Here is a 16885-nt window from a genome sequence, read left to right as displayed (position 1 = left end):
AAGGCTCATTTGTTAGAATTATTCCCAATGTAAAAAAAGGAATTTAATCTTGTGCAAATAAAAAATAAATTGAGGTTTACCTTGAAAAAATTACTTAATAGTTTTAATACACGACTAGGTTTAGTATGCTGGTCGACCTTCTTTATTTGGGTCAAAACCATGATTGCTTACTTTTCTGTCTTTAAGGGTTTGAACTCTTCTAATCTTGCAGATTATCTATTGGTTATTGTGAATCCCATAGGCTTTACAGCAATCTTCTTTAGCTTAATACTGTTTATTAAAAGAAAGCAGCTTTTCTATCTAGGTATGCTATTAATGAACTTGATTGGGAACTTGTTAGTCTACGGAAATATCCTTTACTATCGTGAGTTTTCAGACTTTCTTACGCTTAACACCTTAACCGGGGGAGCAGGGATGGTCGGAAAAGGTTTCGATTTAGGTTCAATCGCTATTTCTTGGGTGGACATTGTGTTCTGGATTGACATTATTGTTATTCTTGTGCTTTTTCTTACCAAGAAGATTAAAATGGATGAACGTCGTCCTACGAATATTTTTGCCTTTAAGGTTTTCAGTGCCTCTGTCATGATTTTTGGCTTAAACTTTTGGATGGCGGATCTCACTGAGCATCGTTTAGTTTCACGACAAGCACAATACGATGCCACTTATGTTGTCCGTTATTTGGGCTTAGGCCCATGGTTAGCGACCAATAGCTGGTATACTCATGTGTCCAACGAAACTCGAGCTATGGCTTCTAAAACAGACTTTACAAAAGTTCAAAAATACATTCAAGAAGATCGCTATCTTGCGCCAAATGCCAAGATGTTTGGGATTGCGAAAAACCGTAACGTTATTGTGATTCACCTTGAATCACTGCAACAAGATGTCATTAATATGAAGGTAAACGGTGAAGAAGTTACTCCCTTCTTGAATTCACTTTATAACAATAATCCTTCTGTTTATTCTTTCTCAAATTTCTTTAACCAAGTTGGGCAAGGAAAAACTTCTGATGCAGAAACCATGCTTGAAACTTCAACGTTTGGTTTATCATCTGGTTCACTCTTCTCAAGTCTAGGAAGTACACAAACTTTCCAAGCTATGCCAGCCATTCTGCAACAAAAAGAAGGCTATTCAAGTGCGGTTTTTCATGGGAATGTTGGCTCATTTTATAGTCGTAATAACGTTTATCGTAATATGGGTTATCAAAACTTCTTTGACCAATCTTTCTATGATCTCACGCCAACGAACTCTACTGCTTGGGGCGTTAAAGATAAATATTTCTTTAGCGATTCAATTCCATATCTTGAGCAGTTACAGCAACCTTTTTATGCGAAATATTTGACGGTTACAAATCATACGCCTTATACAGGTCTTGAAGATTATGAGATGAACCCAAAACTTTTAGAAGGTGGTTCAGGGAACTCAGTCGTTGACAATTATTTTGTTACCGCTAATTATCTGGATTCATCGGTTAAAGATTTCTTTGATTACTTGAAAAAATCTGGACTTTATGAAAAATCCGTTATTGTTCTTTACGGTGATCACTACGGAATTTCTGGTTCAGATACAAAATACTATGCCCCATTCATTGGTAAAAGTGCAGATAACTGGACAGAGTATGATAATACAATGATGCAACGTACACCGTTCATGATTGATATTCCTGGTCAAACATCTGGACACATCAGTGATGAATTTATTGGTGAAATCGATGTTATGCCAACCTTGGAGCACTTGCTTGGTATTTCAACAAAAGATTATATCCAGTTTGGACAAGATGTCTTTGCACCAAAACGCGAACAATTCGTTGCACTTCGAAATCGTGGTTTCGTCACACCAACAATCACCAAATCAAGTGCGACAAGTTCGGTTTACCATGACACAAAGACCGGAGAAGTTCTGAAGTTAACGGAAAGTCAACAGAAGTATGTGGATAGCATCCAAGAAAAAGTTAATAAAATGTTAGACATGTCAGATACCTTCAATACGGAAGACCTCCTTCGTTTCTACACTCCGCCTGGGTTTAAGCCGGTACAGCCGGGTAACTATAGTTACAATGTCACTTCAACAAGGAATCGTTTGAAAGAAGAACAAGATGTCTTGAAAGCTCGTTCCACATCTCTTCTTTCCGAAAACCAAGGAGTATCTACAGTTGATCTCTTTAACGATCCGGTCTTGGCAGCGAAAAAAGCTCAAGAAGAAGCTGAAGCAGCAGCAAAAGCAAAAGATAAAGAAAAAGAAGATGCAAAAAAGGCATCTTCCACCAGCAAAAAAGATGAGAAAGGAAAGTAATATTTTATGAAATCAGGATATTTTCAGCCTTTAAGTAATATTTATAAAATAGCCTGGATGTGGTGGGTTATTCTCCTTTCTTTCCAACAAGTTCTTTTCTATGAAAACAATCTTCGAATGAATTGGTTTCAAATAACTATTCTGGTCTTTCTGGTTCTCGCTTTCTATTTCTTAGTGAGACAACGTCGCTTTTTTGCAGCAGAAAATGCACTGCATTTTTCTCGTGATTTTCGTTTAGGTATGCTGGAAATTGACTTCAATTATATGAGCTCAGTAAAACTTACGCCAAGAACGCTTCGTTTTATCTATATAGGAAAAGAATATCATTTTGTTGTATTGGGGAAATCCAATCAACTACTACAAAACGTTTTAAAGGAAAATAATGTTGAATACACTACATCAACACTTAAAAGATCCGCGAAAGTGTAAGATCTTTTGGTCACTTATCTTTGGCCTCATCTGGCTTGGAACAAATATCTATGTAATCATGGAAACACCTGTTTGGAATGAAAAGTACATCACAGCTTTTATCCTCGGGAATATCTGTATGTTTATCGCAGCAGCTTACATGGTTTTCGTTTATCGATCAGTTAAGAAAATCGACACACTTACAGAAAGTAAAATCCAGCATTACTATAAAATGTCAATGTGGATTTTAGGGCTTGCAGTATTGCTTGTGCCTTTTTTCTTTATTATTCATGTGCCTGATACAGCACATGACTGGGATTTCTTTGTAATATTTAGAGATACCATGCAGCTTGGTGGTCGTTCATTTACACATCTTCCAATGACTGAAGATGAACTTCTCTATTTTTTACGTTATCCCAATAATCAGTTTTTCGGTATTGTCTATAACACTCTTTTTGCTCCTTTCACAACCAACTTATCGAGAATCATTGCGACAACTGTAGTAGCAGCAATTCTGACAAGTCTTTCTGTCCTAGGTGGTTCATTAATCATTAAAAAGATTTCTAATCTTAAAATGGCTTTGATTTACAATTTAGTTGCTTTTGGTTTTATACCCTTCTATCTTTATGGAGCACAGCTCTACACAGATACAGCAACTTTACCTTTTGTCATTTTTGGCTTACTCTTTATGATTTATGCACTTCAGTCAGAGAAGACCAGCAAGATGATTATCTGGTGGATAGCAGCATGCCTTGTTGTATTCTTTGGCTATAGTATAAAACCTACTGTTTTCATCCCAATGATTGCTGTCTTTTGTTTCCTTGTACTTAACCGTAAATGGAAAAAACTGCTCATTATGGTTCCTGTAGCAGCATTACTTTTTGTGGGTGTGCATCAAGGTGTTAAGGCAGTTATCGCAAATGAACCAGCTTTCTCAGAACAAGCTAATGACCGTTACAATTTGCCGATGATTCATTGGGTAACAATGTCTTTTGATCCTATCAATAAGTATGGAGGCTTCAATCCTGATGTCTTAGCCTACTCTCAATCATTTACAGATGTAGCATCAAAGAAAGAAGGGATAAAGCATCGTTTTATTGAAAATCTCAAGGAAATGGGTGTTCCAGGTGTTCTGGTTCAATTGTGGCGTAAAATCATGTATACGTGGTTTAACGGTGATTTGAGTAATTTCTTCTATACATATCGTCATTCTAATCCCTTTATATTCCGTTATTTTGACTGGACCAGCTTTGCGCCAGAAGAAGGGAATATTACGGGCTGGTTGTTGATTAAAGCAGCACAAACACTCTATTGGTTAGCCATCGTCCCCTTGATGTGGTATGAAATCTTCCTAGGTATTTTCAAGAAGCATAAAACAGAATGGTTCATTGTCGGACTTTCAATGGCCGGTTTGACAGGCTTCTTATTACTTTGGGAAGCTAATTCACGTTACCTTTATAACTTTGCACCAATAATGCTTATTCTAGCAACCATGGGCTTGGTAGACTTTATTCAACGCAGTAGGAGGAAAAATGGAATTTCTGAATAAAAGCATGTATCGTATTCTGCTTTGGCTCTTTATTGCAGCCCTAGCTATTATGGCTGTGCAACCTTTTACGGATGCTGGTTTTGTCGAACCTATTTCGGTTGTGTTGTGTGCTGGTTTGCTCTTTTTCATCCTCCGTTTTGCCTATAGAAAATTTCATAATATGAATAAAAAAGGCTTGAAAATATTTATTTTCGCCTTTTTTGCAGTTTTTCTTCTCTTACAGATTTTATCTGTGACTCAAATTCATACGATGGTTTTCGGAGACCCTTGGCATATTCAAGCACAGGCCACACGAATTATGCAAGGAGATATGGTTTGGGATGTTTGGATTAGGCAATATCCTAACCTCGTGCCTCTGGTAGCTTTGAATGTTGGATTTATGAAGCTTGCAGAAGTACTCCATATCTCTTACTACTTCGTCTTTTATGCTTTTAATATCCTTATCAATACAAGTATTTGGGTATTGCTGGTTCGCTTCCTATGGAAAAAAAGACCAGAGTTAGCAACCTTTGTGGCCCTTCTGATGCTTATGCTTCCAATGAATTATGACTTCTTATTGAGGGTAGGATATTCAGATGGATTTGCGATTTTAGTTTTATTGATTGTTGCACTGCGTTTTGATAAGGCTCAACGTACAAGTTCATTCGGTATTTGGCAGTTTGTCAGTACGGCAATCTTATTTACTCTTGGTTTCCTTGCGCGCCCCAATGTGATTATTATTCTGATTGCTTTAGCAATTTTAGGCTTAGTGGCCTTTAGTCAACGAAAAAAATATAAAAAATTATGGCTTTCAATAGTTAAGCTCATTTTAGCTTCTTGTGTTGGTATTGTTTTGGCCATGGGAGTAACTCGTGGTTTAGCAAGTGCTATGCAATATGACTTAAAAGGACCAGATGTTTTTCCAACAGTAAACTGGATTTATGAGGGCCTAAATACAGAATCAATGGGCGAATGGACACCTGTTGATCGTGACTATACACTAAACCACTTTGGTTTTGAAACGGCCAAAGAAGCTAATATTGCTGGAATCAAAGAGCGTTTAGTACATTTAGGAAAAAATCCATGGATGATTCCAATACTCTTATTGGCGAAGTTTGGTCAACTTTGGTCTTGTGGAACTTTTGCAACGGCTACTGATTATCAGCTTTTTTCTGGGTATTACAATTGGACGAAAGCTCCAGGTTGGGTCATTGATAATATTGGTGCTATTAATATCTTTATCTCAACTTATGCTAAAGCGCTGATGACCGTATTTCTCTTTGCCATTGTTTACCGCCTTTGGAAGACAAAAAAAGAGGAGATATCAGTTTTTTCTCTAGCAATTTTAACAACGATGGGAATTACACTCTTTCATACTTTACTTTGGGAAGTTAAACCTCGTTACCAATTCATGACCTTTGCTTTAATCATTCTTGCGGCTGCACTTAGCTTTGATAAAATTTTTTCGGAAAAAACTGTCTTTAGACCTGAAAAAGGGCGAAGCAAGCTCTTGAAGATAGCTTATCCAATTATGGCTTTGTTGTCTTTAGGGCTGATGCTAACATTGATGCAAAAACAACCAAAACAAGCAATTGTCGTGAATGCGCAGCAACATTCGGTCAATCACTTTGGTTATAGCAAAGGCAGTATCGACTTAGGGGCAGGGAAAAGTATTTCTCAAGCATTTGATTTAACTACATCAGCCAATCGTATTGATTTCAACTCTTATGCGAATATGGAAATGAAATTGATTCTTGAGAAAAAAGAAGCTGACCAATGGAAAGAAGTTGGTGAAACCCCAATTCTGGCAGAAGATGCGATGACTGTTTTGAAGACGGAAATGCCAGTTGGTCATTATCGTCTGCGAGTAGAAAATATTCAAAAAGTTCCTGTTACGTTGGCCTTAATGACCAATACAGAAAATCTAGACTATCCGTATCTGATTGAGCTACCCAACAGCAAGTACGCTTCTTTTGGTTTCTCTATTTCACAAAATGAGCCAAAAACAAAATTCTCCTTAGGACTGATTCTCACCTTTGCGGTTATTTATATCTTAGGATATTTTGTAATTTTGACTGTGGTAAAAAATAATGATTAAATTCTTTCTGAAAAAAATTATTCTGCCCTGCTTGGTTGCAGTGGCAGCTTTTGTTATCGTCGATCATAATGCACGATTTTATCATGAACCTTTGGGGATTATTGAAGACGTAAAAACCGTGGAAAAGACAGCTTTAAGTGATAACTTCAATAATAAAGATACAGAAGTGCAGCAAAATCTTAAAGTTAGGCTGCTCAATACTAGGCAAAAAAATCAGGTTTTAAATCTAAAAAATATCTCTAATCAGTCCCAACTTACTGGACAGCTTTATCGTAAAAATCAAAAGATTTTATTGCGTGAAAGTGCGGGAACGATGCAGATTGTTGGCCAGAAACGAGATGCATTGATTGTGAGTTTAGCTGTTCTTTTTATCGGACTAACCTTAAGCTTTATTCGATGGCGTGCAACACTCTTCCTTACATTGTCCTTGCTACTTAACCTTTTATACTTTGTTTTAGCACTTGCTTTTGATATTCAGTTTACTTCTGTAAATGCGCTTATCACTTTTTCTTGCTTAGCATTGGTCTTTGCGATCAGCTCACTAGGTTTTGTTTTAGGATTTACACGGCAAATGTTATTTACGCTATTCACCACAGTTCTCACTAGCCTTTTGACATTTCTGCTGACCTTTTCTGTTTTAAAACTTACAGGTAATTCAGGTATTCATTTTGAAATGATGAATTATGTGACTCAAAACCCGATTTTATTCTTTTTCGTAGGTGCAATCATCAGTGTCTTAGGTGCAATTATGGATGGTACTGGAGATATCGTTGCTGGTTTATTTGGACTTTATCGTCAAAATCAGCTTAATGAAATAAACATGTCTCAAAAAGACTATATTAAGTCCGGCATGGAAATTGGAAAAGAGATTATTGGGACTTTAACAAATGTGCTCTTTATGATTTTTATGGCAGAAACGATTCCCATGACTTTGCTCTTGCTAAGAAATGGGAACACATGGAATTATATTGCAGGAACTGCCCTTAATCTTGGACTTTTACAAACCATTATCTCTGCGATCGGTATCGTACTTGCAGTTCCGATTACGGCTGTAGTGACAAGTTTTGGACTAAGAAAGGAAGCAAGAAATGAATAGTTTAATTGTTCTCTTTATTATTTTGACTGGCTTACTGATTTTAGTTTCGGGTGTTGAAGGTATAAGAAATCTCGTCGGACTAGGGCTTAATTTCATTTTGATTTTTGCAATGATAACCTTGCTTTCTTGGGGAATGAACACATTTGTTCTCTTAAGTGTTGTTTCAGTACTCATTTTGGCAATTGCCATATATATGTCTTCTGATGATAATATGGTAACAAACATTTCTTTTAAAACAAGTCTCATTGTTGTATTTTCTCTTCTCATTTTGGCTGTGCTTGTACAGTATGTCGGTAACCTACAAGGTTTTGCAATCGAAGATACAGAGGAGTTAGAAGAATTATCCCTTGCAATAGGGTTAAATTTTTCTAACGTTGCAATTGTGGTCATGGTTATTTCAATGTTGGGTGCAGTTGCAGAAGCAGCTATGGCTTTGGTTGCTAGTTTATCTGAAGTTGTAGAACAAGATGAGCAGATGACATTGCTGCAGTTTAAGGAACAACGCTTTATAATTTCACAGCAAATTCTAGGAACTGCTGTAAATACACTCTTTTTTGGTTTGTTAGGATCATCTCTAAGCCTTATTCTTTGGTTTGTTCGGCTACATTATAGCTTTGCTGAGATAATAAACTCTAAATTACTTATGGCAGATATGGCATCAATGCTTTTAGGAATGCTTGGAATTCTCTTTGCTATTTGGCTCTCGGGATATTTTGTTGAAAAAGAATTTGAAAAAATGGAAAGCGAAGTAAAACAATAACTTTTTAGTTATTGTTTTTGGGGAAGTGAATTTTAAGTTAATCTTTTTGTAATTTAAAAGAAAACAAAGAAATCATGTTGCAAACTATTAAACTTTTTGATATATTATACATATGAATAAAAATATATTAGATGGGATTGCGGATCGTTTACACATTAAAGGTCTGAACCCGTTACTTTCACTAATGGTTTGGGAGTTACTTTTATTATTAGTTTTGCTTCTTGTCGTTCTACTCGTCATCTCAATGAATTAAAAACAATGGGTCAAGCGATTGTTTGCTTTTTAATATACTTTTATTTATATAATTTTTTGAGAAAACAGGTGTCACGGCTGACCAAGGGGCTGAAATTATTATTTTTATTTTAATCACGACAGTATAAAACCATATTCATAAGTGAATATGGTTTATTTTTTATATTACTTTTCTAATGCGGCGATCTTTGCCTCAAGAGCTTTGATTTCCTTTTCTAATGCCTCTTTTTGCTGGGGATCTGAGGCAGCTTGAAGCTCTTTCTTCATTTCTTCTAAAGATTGTTTATGATATGTGACGAGCTCTTTTTTCTTATCTGTTATTTTTTCTAAAAGCTTGTTTTTATCTTCTTCATTAAGTGGGGTGTAAGCTGGAAGTTTTTCATTTTGGAAATAATCAGCTAATAAACTCATTGGTGTAGTGTCTTTATCTTTCATGAGTTTCATTTTCCATGATGAATCATAATTATCCAATAATAAACCTGCGAAAGCACCAATATCATATGATTCTTCTACATTTCCAGTAGAACTGCCGTATCCTTTAGTTTGCTTCCCTAAGGTTTGGATTGCATGAGTGATATCCTTATCGGTGCTAAGTTGATCTGGGAAGTAGGTATATAAAGCCGTCATAATTTCCATATATTGTGCAGAACCTTCAGTGCGATCCCAATAGTGTGCATTATCAAAGTCAGTTTTATGCTTTGTTTTATATTCATTATATGTTGCGATGGCTTGCAAAACTAAGGTCTTATCCTTTGGATGAGTAACAGCCTTCATCAAGTTTTGAATTAATTGGTAACGTAGAATACGTGCTTCGGTTTGTCCTAGATGTTGGTCTTTTTCTGAACCTATCTTAGCAATCTCTGTTTCTGATAGTTTATTCCATTTTGTTTGTTCAAATATATGGAAATTCTCATGTAAGACAAAGACCAAAGCGTCGTATGATCCTAAGTGTGGATAGCGATTCCACATCTCTTTATTTTTGAGTGCAGCGCTATCTAGTGAAAAATACATTCCACCACCTTCAAGAGTTTTTCCCTCAAGGCTATATTGAGCATCTACACCAAACTTATCAAACTGCTTGCCATAATACCCCCAAGTCCCCGGTGCTTCAGAGCGTTCAACATTCAGCTCCTTAGCTTCTTTTTCGGAAAAATCACTGATTTGTCCATCTGGATTTATTTTCCACATTTTTTTACTTTCTGTATCTTCTAAAACTACAGGGATGCCCGTCACGGCATTTTTGGGCCAAATTTTTTCAGCGACTTGATTATATTTTTTTAATTGCTGAACAAATAGCGGTAAAAAATCTTTCACTGTTTCAGGTTGATTTTTATTGGAGATAAAATTAAAAGAGGAAATGTTTTCTTTAGATTGATTTGTTTTTTCTTTTGAAGTATCTGTCGTCTTGCTATCCCCACTTGCACAGCCCACGAGAACTGTACCCATTGTGAGGGATAAAATGGAAGTAAGAACAAAGAGTTTTTTTGTCATAGTTGTTTCCTTTACTAAAACTGAGGTGGCTTTTGCCACAGTCTAATTACTTGGTTAACTCTCTTTAGAGAGTTCTTGATGGAAAATGGTTTAATGTTACTGTTTTTCTAGAGTTTTATGACTTTTCCTCCTCTCTTCTGAAGTACCTAGAGAGCTAAAATCTCAAGGAAAAGACTTCAAAAATTTTCCTGTTAAAGCTCATAAAACCTTCCTTATTTCTTATACGTAAAAAGAATATGCCTTTCACTCTTTTAATTTCTGGTCTAAAAAATTGCATCTTAGGGAGCAATTATCGTAGGGCAGAGTATGTTATAATATAAACATGACAAATGATGTAAAATTGATCGCTTTAGATCTTGATGGAACACTGCTGAACAGTGCAAAAGAGATTTCTGCTCCAAATATTGAAGCAATCCAAAAAGCACGTCAGAACGGTGTAGAAGTAGTTTTAACAACTGGCCGCCCTCTTGCAGCAATTCAACCTTTTTTGAAAACATTGAAGATGCTAGATTTCAATGACTTTAGTATTACCTTTAATGGTGGGTTAGTGCAACGTAATACAGGGGAAATTCTTTCAAAGAAAGTATTGACTTATGATGATGTTCGCCTCATCAAGCAGGAAACTCAAGCTTTGGAAATTCCATGTGATGTTTTAAGTGATGACATTGTCTATGTCACGGAGAGTGCACGACAATCTCAATATGGCTTTATCAACAGCCTTTTGGAATTTCACCCCGTAAAATTTGAAGAGCTTGCTCCTGATGCAATTTATAATAAGATTGTTTCTTGTACAGATGCGGCTTTTCTGGATGCACAGATTCCTAAATTTCCCAAAACATTATTTGACCAGTTTGAAATTTTTAAAACACGTGATATTTTGTTAGAATTCATGCCTAAAGGAATAAACAAGGCCTTTGGTTTATCAAAACTGATTGAACAATTGGATATCACACCTGAGAATGTTATGGCGATGGGTGATGAAGAAAATGATTTAAGCATGATTTCATGGGCTGGTTATGGTGTTGCAATGGGAAATGCTGTACCGACTGTGAAGAAGGAAGCCAATATTATTTCAAACTTTACGAATGACCAACATGCAGTTGCAGAAGTCATTCAAGAATATGTTTTGTAGGAGGAAATATGGGATTATTTGATCGTTTATTTGGTAAGAAAAAGGAAATCGAAGATGTTCCTGAAGAAGTTGTTGAAGTAAAAGAACAGCCAGAGGTTGAAGCAGGGGAAGTCGTAGATGAAGAAGTAGAAACTGAAGAACTTGTTCAGAGTGAGCCAGATGAAGAAGTTTTAACAGAAACGATGCCTGAAGTTGTAGCTGAATCTGCAGATGAACCTTCAGCTGAAGAAGCCGAAGAAAAAGAAGAATTCCAAGAAGAATCTGATATTCTAGAAGATGAAATTGAAGAGCTTGAAGCAGCTGAAGTCGAAGCAATTGCCTCAAAGGAAGAAGTCTTAGAAGAGAATGAAGTTGCAGTAGATTCACCAGCTCAAGAGGAAGAAACTACCAATATTGAAGAAAAATACGACAAGTCTTTAGAAAAAACACGTAAGACTTTTGGTCAACGTTTCAATGCCTTTTTAGCTAATTTCCGTTCTGTGGACGAAGAATTCTTTGAAGAGCTTGAAGAAACACTTATTATGTCAGACGTTGGTGTTGACTTAGCTTTAGAGGTTACAGAAGAGTTGCGAAACGAAGCTAAATTGGCAAATGCAAAATCACAAGAAGCATTACGGCAATTAATTGTTGAAAAAATTGTAGATAAGTTTGATGATGAAAAAGTACCGTCTGAGTTAAATATCCAAGATGAACTCACTGTTTTCCTTTTTGTTGGTGTAAATGGTGTAGGTAAGACAACAACAATTGGTAAACTTGCTCATCGTTATAAAAACGAAGGTAAAAAAGTCCTTCTTGCAGCTGCTGATACTTTCCGTGCTGGTGCGATTGATCAACTCGTGGAGTGGGGCAAACGCTCAGAGGTTCCTGTTGTCACGAAACCAGCAGGTTCAGATCCAGCCAGTGTAGTATTTGATGCTGTCGTAAAAGCAAAAGAAAAAAACTATGATATTCTTTTGATTGATACAGCTGGTCGTCTTCAAAACAAAGATAACTTGATGAAAGAACTGGAAAAAATAGGAAAAATTATCAAGCGTGAGTTGCCTGCTGCACCACATGAAGTGATTCTTGCTTTGGATGCAACAACAGGTCAAAATGCTATTCAACAAGCTAAAGAATTTAGCGCAGTAACACCGATTACGGGGATTGCTTTGACCAAGTTAGATGGTTCCGCAAAAGGGGGAATTGTTTTATCTATCGTTCAGAGCTTGAAAATTCCGGTAAAACTTGTCGGACTGGGCGAAGGGATTAATGATCTTACAGACTTTGATGAAGAATTCTTTGTACGTGGTTTATTTAAGGAGCTCATCTAGTAAAAAATGTCTATCTGTAAAAGATAGGCATTTTTTCAATTTTAGGATGAAAATGGTAAAGCATCGCTTTAGGATAGTTTATCGGGACTTGAAAAAAAACACAATTCACGATAAAATGGAAAGGTCTAATTAGAGAACTGTTTTATATAGAAAGGCTATCATGTCGTATTCAAATTTGAAGTTATTTGCACTTTCATCTAACCAAAAGTTGGCTCATAAAGTTGCAAAAGAAATTGGTATCCAAGTTGGAAAATCACGCGTGCTCACTTATAATGATGGTGAAGTCGAAGTCAAAATCGATGAAAGTATCCGTGGAGAACACGTCTTTATCCTCCAATCAACAAGTGCCCCTGTTAATGAAAACTTAATGGAACTGTTGATTATGATGGATGCCTTAAAACGTGCCAGTGCTGCCTCAATCAATGTGGTAATGCCTTACTATGGTTATGCCCGTCAAGACCGTAAAGCACGTGCACGCGAACCAATTACATCAAAATTGGTCGCAAACATGCTTCAAATTGCTGGTGCAGACCGCTTGATTACCTTTGATTTGCATGCTGCTCAGATTCAAGGTTTCTTCAATATTCCTGTGGATCACCTTATGGGCTCACCATTGATTGCTGATTACTTCCGTCGTCACGGCTTTGCCAATGGCGATGATTTAGTAATCGTTTCTCCTGACCATGGTGGTGTGGGCCGTGCACGCAAGTTAGCGGCTTTCTTGAAAGCACCAATCGCAATCATTGATAAACGTCGTCCACGCGCCAACGTTGCTGAAATTATGAATATTATCGGTGATGTTAAAGGGAAGAAGTGTATCTTGATTGATGATATGATTGATACAGCTGGTACAATTACTTTAGCCGCAAATGCCTTGAAAGAGCTTGGTGCTACTGAAGTTTATGCTTCATGTACACATGCTGTTTTATCAGGTCCAGCTATTGAACGTATCGAAAGTTCAGGAATTAATAAGTTGGTAGTTTTGGATACTATTGAAATACCAGATGAACGTCGCAGTGATAAGATTGTTGAGATTTCAATCGCACCATTGCTTGCCGATGCCATCATCCGTATTCACGAGAAGCGTCCATTGTCACCACTTTTCGAATTACACATCCCTACGGAAAATTAAGAGCAGAGTGACCTTTAGGTCACTTTTTTGAAAAATGGAAATAGAAAAGATAAAAAAACTTTACCGCAACGTGGAAGAAGCAGAGCTTAATCAACGAGAGCGTACTTTAATAGCCTTACTTTCAGAGCAGACTACTGACTTTTCGTCTTTACCTCTAGGACGTTTTCGTATCTTGCAATTTGCTGTTGCGGATTTTTCAGAACTTGTAGAAAATATAAAATTTATCTTGCCTGATGTAATACGAGAAAATGCTGAAAAACAATTCGTTATTGAAGAATATACTGGAAATAATCTGAGTAAATCAGAGCTTACAGATAGTCTAAAAGTCTTGTCTCAAGATATGGGTGAGAAACTTCAATATTACCTCGGAAGCTTTGTGTCCAACGAAGAGCTCGAGCAAGTCTATCAAGAAGAAACACAGTTTTTTCAGCAAAAAGCCAGCTTTAGTGAGTCTATTCTGGCTCAGGGTCTCATGCATGTCGAAAGTTTATTATTAAATGACGTCAGACAAGAGCTTCTGCAAAATCCGGAAGATAAGGAACTAGTGCGTGCCCTTTATACTACATACGGTAATCAAGCAGCTGCAGCAAAGCTGCTCTATGTTCATCGGAACACCTTACTCAATAAAGTAAAAAAATATGAACAGAAATATGGCTTACAACTTGTAGGCAGTGATTTAGTTTTAGCATTTAGTCTAATTGGTCATGAATAATTTTCTGCTCCAGATAAAAAGCAGCGATCTGCTTTTTTGATTTTTTTGATATAATAGAATTTGAGATTTGTAAATATAATTTATAAAAAACTTTAAGGAATGAAATATGGAATACAAACACATTGACATTGAAGCCAAGTGGCAAAAATACTGGGCGGACAATAACACTTTCCGTACAGGAACAGACAAAAACAAACCGAAATTTTATGCACTAGACATGTTTCCTTATCCATCAGGAGCAGGTCTTCACGTGGGGCATCCTGAAGGTTATACAGCAACAGATATTCTGAGCCGTTATAAACGGGCGCAAGGTTATAATGTCCTTCATCCAATGGGTTGGGATGCTTTTGGTTTGCCTGCTGAGCAGTACGCGATTGATACAGGTAATGATCCTGTCGAATTTACAGCTAAAAATATCGCTACTTTTAAACGTCAAATCAATAGTCTTGGTTTCAGCTATGACTGGGAACGTGAAGTAAATACAACAGATCCAGAATTTTATAAATGGACACAGTGGATTTTTACGAAGTTATATGAAAAAGGTTTGGCCTATGAAGCTGAAGTAGCTGTCAACTGGGTTGAAGAATTAGGAACAGCTATCGCCAATGAAGAAGTCCTCCCTGATGGCACTTCGGAGCGTGGCGGCTATCCCGTTGTTCGCAAGCCGATGCGCCAATGGATGCTTAAGATTACAGCCTATGCGGAGCGTTTGCTTAATGATTTGGAAGAGCTTGACTGGCCAGAATCTATCAAAGAAATGCAACGCAATTGGATTGGTAAATCTGTCGGTGCAGACATTAACTTTAAAGTTGAGGGCACTGATGAAGAATTTACGGTTTTCACAACGCGTCCAGAAACACTTTTTGGCTCAACATTTGCTGTTCTTGCACCAGAGCACCCATTAGTAGAAAAAATTACTACTGCTGAACAAGCTGATGCTGTAGAAGACTATAAACACCAAGCCAGCCTTAAGTCAGATTTGGCTCGTACAGACTTGGCAAAGGATAAGACTGGCGTTTGGACAGGTGCATACGCAATTAATCCAGTAAGTGGCAAAAAAATGCCTATCTGGATTGCTGATTACGTTCTTGCAAGCTACGGACATGGTGCCGTTATGGCAGTACCTGGGCATGATGAACGAGATTGGGAATTTGCTAAGGTCTATGACTTAGAAATCGTTCCTGTTTTTGATGGTGGAAATGTTCAAGAAGTCTGCCATACAGAAGGTGGAAAAATTATAAATTCTGATTTCTTGAATGGTATGGAAAAGGAAGAAGCGATTGAAAAAATGGTCGCTTATCTGGAAGAAAAAGGTATCGGCTCTCGTAAAGTGACTTATCGTCTACGTGACTGGCTCTTTAGTCGTCAACGTTATTGGGGCGAGCCAATCCCAATTATTCATTGGGAAGATGGCACAACTACTGCTGTTCCAGAAGAAGAACTGCCATTAGTTTTACCAAAAACTTCAAATATTAAACCGTCAGGTACTGGCGAATCACCTTTGGCGAATTTAACAGATTGGCTGACTGTGACACGCGAAGATGGTGTAAAAGGTCGTCGTGAAACAAATACAATGCCACAATGGGCCGGTTCGTCATGGTATTACTTGCGCTACATTGATCCTAAAAATAGCCAAGCTATTGCTGATCCAGAGCTGATTAAAGAATGGCTTCCTGTTGATATTTATGTCGGCGGAGCCGAACATGCGGTTCTTCACCTTCTCTATGCACGATTTTGGCATAAAGTTCTCTTTGACTTGGGTGTTGTTCCAACAAATGAACCCTTCCAAAAACTTTTCAATCAAGGGATGATTTTGGGAACTTCTTATCGCGATAGTCGCGGTGCTTTGGTTGCTACAGATAAGGTTGAAAAACGTGATGGCTCTTATTACAATGTTGAGACTGGCGAAGAGCTTGAGCAAGCTCCAGCTAAAATGTCTAAATCATTGAAAAATGTGGTTAATCCCGATGATGTCGTTAAACGTTACGGAGCCGATACTTTACGCGTTTATGAAATGTTCATGGGACCTTTAGATGCAAGTATTCCTTGGTCAGAAGAAGGACTGGAAGGTGCGCGTAAATTCTTGGATCGTGTGGTCCGTTTGCTCAGCAATAGTACAATCACTGAAGAAAATGATGGTAGCCTAGATAAAGTTTATAATGAAACAGTTAAAAACGTTACCGAGCGCTTGGATCACATGTTGTTTAATACAGCAATTTCTCAATTGATGATCTTTGTAAATGCAGCCAATAAGGCTAAAACATTACCGCTTGAATATGCAAAAGGCTTTGTTCAACTTTTAGCTCCGTTTGCACCTCACCTTTCAGAAGAACTTTGGGTTGAACTCGGTAATGAAGCAGGTATTTCGTATGTTGCGTGGCCATCATTTGATGAAAGCAAACTTGTTGAAGATGAAATAGAAATTGTCGTTCAAATCAACGGTAAGTTAAAAGCTAAAGTCATGATTGAAAAAGATTTACCAAAAGACCAACTTGAAAAAGTAGCTTTAGAAGCAGTCGAAGTGGAAGGAAATATCGTTAAAGTTATTGCGATTCCGAATAAATTGGTAAATATTGTTGTTAAATAATCTAAAAAGAGCGAGCAAATTTCGCTCTTTTTCTATTCCTCACCAAACATTAAAGCAAAAAATCAGGCTTTCCTTGTCTTTTTTGCTACA

General features: G+C 37.1%; 12 protein-coding genes. 11 read left to right on the top strand and 1 reads right to left on the bottom strand.

The annotated features are described in order from the left end of the window. Positions 1-51: 51 nt before the first annotated feature. The 6 genes from J0J35_RS04880 to J0J35_RS04855 are packed head-to-tail and all read left to right on the top strand — an operon-like array spanning position 52 to position 8179. Positions 52-2289, top strand: coding sequence for an LTA synthase family protein (locus J0J35_RS04880; protein WP_206918058.1), 2238 nt, complete (start codon positions 52-54; stop codon positions 2287-2289). Positions 2290-2295: 6 nt separating this feature from the next. Next, entirely contained in the window at positions 2296-2718 is a 423-nt protein-coding gene (locus J0J35_RS04875; protein ID WP_004256207.1) for an EbsA family protein, read from the top strand. Further along, positions 2672-4246: a glycosyltransferase family 39 protein gene (locus tag J0J35_RS04870; RefSeq protein ID WP_019293682.1), complete on the top strand. Its 1575-nt coding sequence runs from the start codon at positions 2672-2674 to the stop codon at positions 4244-4246. Before J0J35_RS04875 ends, J0J35_RS04870 begins: the two co-directional genes overlap by 47 nt. Further along, positions 4230-6323 (top strand): hypothetical protein, encoded by a 2094-nt coding sequence (locus tag J0J35_RS04865; RefSeq protein ID WP_206918057.1) that lies wholly within the window; start codon positions 4230-4232, stop codon positions 6321-6323. Before J0J35_RS04870 ends, J0J35_RS04865 begins: the two co-directional genes overlap by 17 nt. Further along, entirely contained in the window at positions 6316-7419 is a 1104-nt protein-coding gene (locus tag J0J35_RS04860; RefSeq protein ID WP_004256215.1) for a YibE/F family protein, read from the top strand. Before J0J35_RS04865 ends, J0J35_RS04860 begins: the two co-directional genes overlap by 8 nt. Next, a complete protein-coding gene (locus tag J0J35_RS04855; protein WP_165706798.1) occupies positions 7412-8179 on the top strand; it encodes a YibE/F family protein in 768 nt (255 codons plus the stop codon). Before J0J35_RS04860 ends, J0J35_RS04855 begins: the two co-directional genes overlap by 8 nt. A gap of 417 nt (positions 8180-8596) precedes the next feature. Here the strand turns inward: J0J35_RS04855 and J0J35_RS04850 are convergent, their stop codons facing one another. Continuing rightward, on the bottom strand, positions 8597-9922 hold the full coding sequence (locus J0J35_RS04850) for a hypothetical protein (RefSeq protein WP_206918056.1): 1326 nt from the start codon (positions 9920-9922) through the stop codon (positions 8597-8599). 322 nt (positions 9923-10244) lie between these two features. On the opposite strand from J0J35_RS04850, the gene J0J35_RS04845 reads away from it, so the two are divergent. From J0J35_RS04845 to leuS, 5 genes are all read left to right on the top strand, one after another. Continuing rightward, complete coding sequence (locus J0J35_RS04845) at positions 10245-11054, top strand: Cof-type HAD-IIB family hydrolase (RefSeq protein WP_004256220.1); 810 nt, start codon at positions 10245-10247, stop codon at positions 11052-11054. 8 nt (positions 11055-11062) lie between these two features. Beyond that, positions 11063-12364 (top strand): signal recognition particle-docking protein FtsY, encoded by a 1302-nt coding sequence (gene ftsY, locus J0J35_RS04840; RefSeq protein ID WP_206918055.1) that lies wholly within the window; start codon positions 11063-11065, stop codon positions 12362-12364. A gap of 160 nt (positions 12365-12524) precedes the next feature. Beyond that, the gene (locus tag J0J35_RS04835; RefSeq protein WP_004256224.1) at positions 12525-13496 is read left to right on the top strand and encodes a ribose-phosphate diphosphokinase; all 972 of its coding nucleotides are present in this window, start codon (positions 12525-12527) and stop codon (positions 13494-13496) included. A gap of 34 nt (positions 13497-13530) precedes the next feature. Further along, complete coding sequence (locus J0J35_RS04830; protein ID WP_206918049.1) at positions 13531-14208, top strand: helix-turn-helix domain-containing protein; 678 nt, start codon at positions 13531-13533, stop codon at positions 14206-14208. Positions 14209-14314: 106 nt separating this feature from the next. Next, positions 14315-16795 carry a leucine--tRNA ligase gene (gene leuS / locus J0J35_RS04825; protein WP_206918048.1) on the top strand — a complete coding sequence of 827 codons (2481 nt, stop codon included), beginning with the start codon at positions 14315-14317 and terminating at the stop codon, positions 16793-16795. Positions 16796-16885 lie beyond the last annotated feature (90 nt).

It is taken from the genome of Lactococcus sp. LG606 (genome assembly GCF_017309645.1).
GTDB classification, from domain to species: domain Bacteria; phylum Bacillota; class Bacilli; order Lactobacillales; family Streptococcaceae; genus Lactococcus; species Lactococcus petauri.
Note: the sequence above shows the minus strand (reverse complement) of the source record. Positions and strands in the feature narration are given on the sequence as shown.